Origin of the sequence: Citreicoccus inhibens, assembly GCF_019039035.1 — a bacterium.
GTDB lineage: Bacteria > Myxococcota > Myxococcia > Myxococcales > Myxococcaceae > Citreicoccus > Citreicoccus inhibens.
Genome location: NZ_JAHNZT010000091.1, coordinates 1 through 4,264, shown reverse-complemented (window position 1 = coordinate 4,264; position 4,264 = coordinate 1). Strand labels below are relative to the sequence as shown.

At 65.7% G+C, this 4,264-nt stretch carries 4 protein-coding genes; 2 read left to right on the top strand and 2 right to left on the bottom strand.

Going from position 1 to position 4,264, the window contains the following annotated elements; translation table 11 throughout:
* Positions 1 to 85: 85 nt before the first annotated feature.
* Complete coding sequence (locus KRR26_RS36175) at positions 86 to 1,429, bottom strand: serine/threonine protein kinase (protein ID WP_217082161.1); 1,344 nt, start codon at positions 1,427 to 1,429, stop codon at positions 86 to 88.
* A 23-nt stretch (positions 1,430 to 1,452) separates the two neighbouring features.
* On the bottom strand, positions 1,453 to 2,367 hold the full coding sequence (locus tag KRR26_RS36170) for a DUF2381 family protein (RefSeq protein ID WP_217082160.1): 915 nt from the start codon (positions 2,365 to 2,367) through the stop codon (positions 1,453 to 1,455).
* Positions 2,368 to 2,798: 431 nt separating this feature from the next.
* Between KRR26_RS36170 and KRR26_RS36165 the strand changes: the two genes are divergently transcribed.
* Both KRR26_RS36165 and KRR26_RS36160 read left to right on the top strand, forming a co-directional pair.
* Positions 2,799 to 3,035, top strand: a complete 237-nt coding sequence (locus KRR26_RS36165; RefSeq protein ID WP_217082159.1) for a helix-turn-helix domain-containing protein — start codon at positions 2,799 to 2,801, stop codon at positions 3,033 to 3,035.
* Positions 3,036 to 3,475: 440 nt separating this feature from the next.
* Positions 3,476 to 4,153 (top strand): bifunctional DNA primase/polymerase, encoded by a 678-nt coding sequence (locus KRR26_RS36160; RefSeq protein ID WP_217082158.1) that lies wholly within the window; start codon positions 3,476 to 3,478, stop codon positions 4,151 to 4,153.
* Positions 4,154 to 4,264: the final 111 nt, after the last annotated feature.

Genomic DNA, 4,264 nt, shown 5'->3' with positions numbered 1-4,264 from the left:
AGGGCTCGCTTCTTCTTCTGGTACTTGCTCACACAGGGCCGAACGGAGTGGGTTCCTGCCGCTTCCCCACTCGTCCAGCGCCTGCCTACCCTCCGGGCCGATCGGGAATCACGCCTCGTCGTTTAGGACGAGAGGCCAGGGCCTTCGGAGTCCTCGGGGTGGACTCGGCGGGGTTGATCATGGGGACAGGTGCGCGCTTCACGGGCGGACTTTCCTTCTCGGCAGGAGCGGGAGGGGGCAACGCTACCCCAGGGGACAACGTGACGGGCGATGGCGGCACCGCAGCGACGCCAGGGAGCGGTGAGCCAGCATCCCGGACAGCAGCAGCAGCGACAGGCGATACGGCCCGCTCTGTGCTCGACATGGGAGGAGCGAGGCGCAGCAGAATGAAGCCCGCCAGAAACGTCGCCATGAGGGCCACAGCGACTCCAGCACCCATCCAGCGGCGAGTGAACGGCTTCGGTGCTTCGTCCTGCGGCACGGCAGTCTGCGGCGCCTCGGATTCGAGCTGAAGGTGTGGGGTGGGGACATGCAGAGGCACCGTCCACGCTTCGCCCTCCTCCGCTAGCAGGGCTTCCAGCTCCCGCTTCATGACTTCGGCCGTCGGAGCGCGCTTCTCGGGCTGGCGGTCAATGCAGTGCATGGCCGATGCACTCAGCGAACCGGGCACACGGGGGTTCAGCGCATGCGCTGCGGGGGGTGGCCACTGGGCACCCACCAGGACTCGCGGCGCCTCACTCGCGGGCTTGGGGTTCGTCAGCACGTCATAGAGGCAGACGCCCAGCGCGTAGACATCATCGGTCGCTTTGAACTCGTAGCGCGCGTCGTGCTCGTCCCCGTGCTCTCGGAGGAACCGCGATGCCTCGGGGGAGCGGTAACGGCGTGTCCCAGGTGGCAGGGGCGCATCCGTCAACTCCGGAGCACTCGTGTAGTCCCCCGCGCTGAAATCCAGGATGAAGGGCGCTCCATCCGAGGCTCTCACCAGGATGTTTCTAAGCTTCAAGTCCCGATGAAAGACGCCGCGCGAATGCAGGTGGGCCAACGCCCCAGCGAGCTTGCCGAACACTCGGGCCACTTCATGCGCGGTGGGATGCGTCCGCTCCACCCACTCGCCCAGGGTGTAGCCCTCCACGTAGTCGAGGATGACGTAGAGCCAGCCTCTCGTCGCGTCGGGCCAGCGTCCGTGAGCGTGGACCCGCACGACGTTGGGGTGCCCGCTGACTTGGACAAGGCACACCAGCTCCCGCACCAATCGCGCGTCGGCCTGCTCCGCATCCCCACTGGTGGCGCGGTGCATGGCCAGCTTCATCGCGAAGCGCTGGCCCTCCTTCTCCACGAGATAGACGGCGCCGAAGGTCCCAGCCCCCAGAGGCTTCACCACGCGCCAGCCGTCCACCGTTTGCCCGGCTTGCAGGTGTGACGGGCTCATCCCGATCAACATGGGGCGCGGTTCTAGAACGTGAATCGCGGAATGAGAAGTCGACGGGCGCCTTCCTTGTCGCGCAGTTCCAGCCGAAGAGTCGCCCCTTCCGGCCAGTTGGGAGCACCGGTCTCCACCACCACCAACTCGGTTCCTCCCGGGCGAATCTGCTGCTCCTTCATCCGTACCGCGAGCACGTTGATTCGCTCTCCACTCGCCACGATGGAGAGCCGCGCCTCAGTTGGCACCCAAGGTTGAGAGCCAGTGTTGCGCACCCGTAGGGCCACAGCGCCCCAACCGCTCGCAAAGTAGGTGACGGCATCTTTGGTCATGACACCATCACCGGCACCAAGAACGCCGGTCCTGATGGCCCGAAATCGCTCCTCACCCAAGAGCCCAGCGAGAATCATCCCCGAAGGGCCGCTCGCTACGCTGCGTGCCCGGAGCGCTTCCAGTTCGGAGTCCTTGGCGGCACAGGTCGCGCGAAGCTCGTCCAGTTCGCCCTGAATCGCTTCTACGGTACGCGGCAGACGCGACACCATGACTTGAGCGTCCACCTCGGAGGGGTCCGTAACGAGCGAGAACACGACGCGCGTCGGGGCTGCGCCGTCCACGAACGGAACAGTCAACTCCACGCTACGACCGGCCCCTAGGTCCATCGCGGGTTTGAGCACGATGGTCCGCGAGGTGACCTCGAACAGAGCGAGTCGGCCCGCAGGGGCACTGAGCACCACCGCGTCACGCTTCACTGGGGAGTCAAACTCCAGGGCCGTGAGGTAATCGGGCGCGACGTGCAGTTCTACAGGCTTGTCGGCCGTGCTCCCGGTGAGCGCTACCCGCCGCCGCTTCAGCTCGCGCCCGCGTAGGACCTCCTGCGGCTGCGCCATGGCCGTAAGTCCCACCAGCAGAACAAGGGGCAAGGCAAGCCGGGCAAGCGAAGGAACCACGCGCGGGCAACCTCCAAGAGACATGGTGGCACCGTACCAGGAAGCACACGACTTCCCGCCGCTCTCTGGTTCTCCCGAAGGGAGCAATCGCGATCTCCCTATGCCCTCGCGCCCATCAAAACTCCCCCCGCTCGGGTGCGCGGGCTCTGGCTGCAAATGCTCAAAATCAAGCGCCCACGCCGAACTCTTCACCGCTCGGAGGCCCCACGTTTCCTTGGGATTTTCTCAGCGTGCATAACCTCCGAGCACCATCCCGAGGGGTGCCGCGTCGGAAATCCGAGCCGGGGGGCCGTCCAAGTCACCGCGTCGTGAGCCACTCACGGAATCCACACGCATTTACCTAGGACAAGACACCGCCAACCGTGGCCATGGGGACAGCCCAGCGGACACGGCGCGGAGGTAGCCCCGGAACGAGGGCAGGAGTCCAACGCGTGATTGAACAGGTTGAGCAGTACCGCCCCCGCATCATCGTCGCGCTCACCGACGCAGGTCCCGACGGGCGCACCGTGAAGGAGCTGTGCGGCGCTCTCGGCGCGGGAGAGCAGGCCATCCGCCGATGCCTCGCGGCCCTCGTCGTGGCCGGCATGGTGCGCGAGTCGATGCGCTACACGCCCGGCGTTCGCGGTGCCGTACCCCGTGCCTACAGCATGGTCGCGAAGGCCGAATGAACGCTAACCATGAACCATGATGCCATGGCCTTGGGCTTGTCCTGCCCCGCCCGCCCCGCTTTTAGAAGACACCGGGGCGCAAAGCGGGGCACCCCTTGAAACGAAAAAGCATAGGCATATCAGCGACTTGGACAGCCCCTTTGCCACCCTGCCCCGCCTGCCCCGCTTCTTTGAGAGAAGAGAGAGAGAAAGAGGAGGAGATACCCCCAATAGGGCAATTACAGGCATCTAATTCCTCTCATTCTCCCTCTACATCTCTGCGTGTGTTCCGGTGAAAAAGCGGGGCAGCGGGGCAGGTCGCCAGATTCCCTAGTGATTCTCGCGCGTTAGCCCTGCCCCGCTTTCTGCCCCGCCACCGAATCCGCCCCGGTCCACCCGATTGCAGCCCACCCGGCAGCCCTTTGGCTCGCCGCAATTCCTCCCTTTGCCTTGGATGTCCCTTGAAAGCCGTCACCACGAATCCGACTCACACCCTGGAGGCCGCGCTGGAGTACGCCGGGCGTGGCTGGCACGTCTTCCCCTGCTTCGAGCCCACGCCGGCACCTTCAGGGGCGCTCATCTGCACATGCCCCAAAGGAGCGTCCTGCACTCAGGCTGGGAAGCACCCACGCACGCCCAACGGGGTGAAGGACGCCACGACGGACGCGGCCCAGGTTCGCGCATGGTGGCAGCGCTGGCCGAATGCGAACGTCGCCATTGCGACGGGAGACCGCTCCGGAATTGACGTTGTGGATGTGGACGCGAAGTCCCATGGCGTAGAGGCGCTGGCGAAGCTGGAGAAAGAACGCGGCGATCTGCCGCCTACCGTGGTGGCCCAAACCAGCGGCGGGGGCTTTCACGTCTACTTCCGCCACACGGGCATGGTGTCGAAGGCAGCCAGCATCGCCCCCGGAATCGACACACGGGGAAACGGTGGCTACGTCATCGCGCCCCCGAGCCTCCATCGCAGCGGAGAGCACTACGCATGGGTGGAGCGCTCTTCTCCGTCCGAGGCTTCGCCAGCAGAGGCCCCGGCATGGATTCGCGACGCGGCCCAAGCCAAGCGCCCCCGCCCCACGCCCATTGAAGTGATGGCAGCGGAGAAGACGTGGCAGCCGCCCGCGGTCGTGTCCCTATAAGTGTGTAGTCGGCGAACAGGGGTGAGCGGGAAAGAGGGAAGCTCCTCGGAGAAACCAACCGAGACGGTCTCCCCCTGGCAGGGGAGCCGAGGAGTTCCCGTCGTGGACGAT

Excerpts from the sequence above, each read along its gene's own strand:
- KRR26_RS36175 (WP_217082161.1), bottom strand. The coding sequence starts at position 1,429 with ATGAGCCCGTCACACCTGCAAGCCGGGCAAACGGTGGACGGCTGGCGC.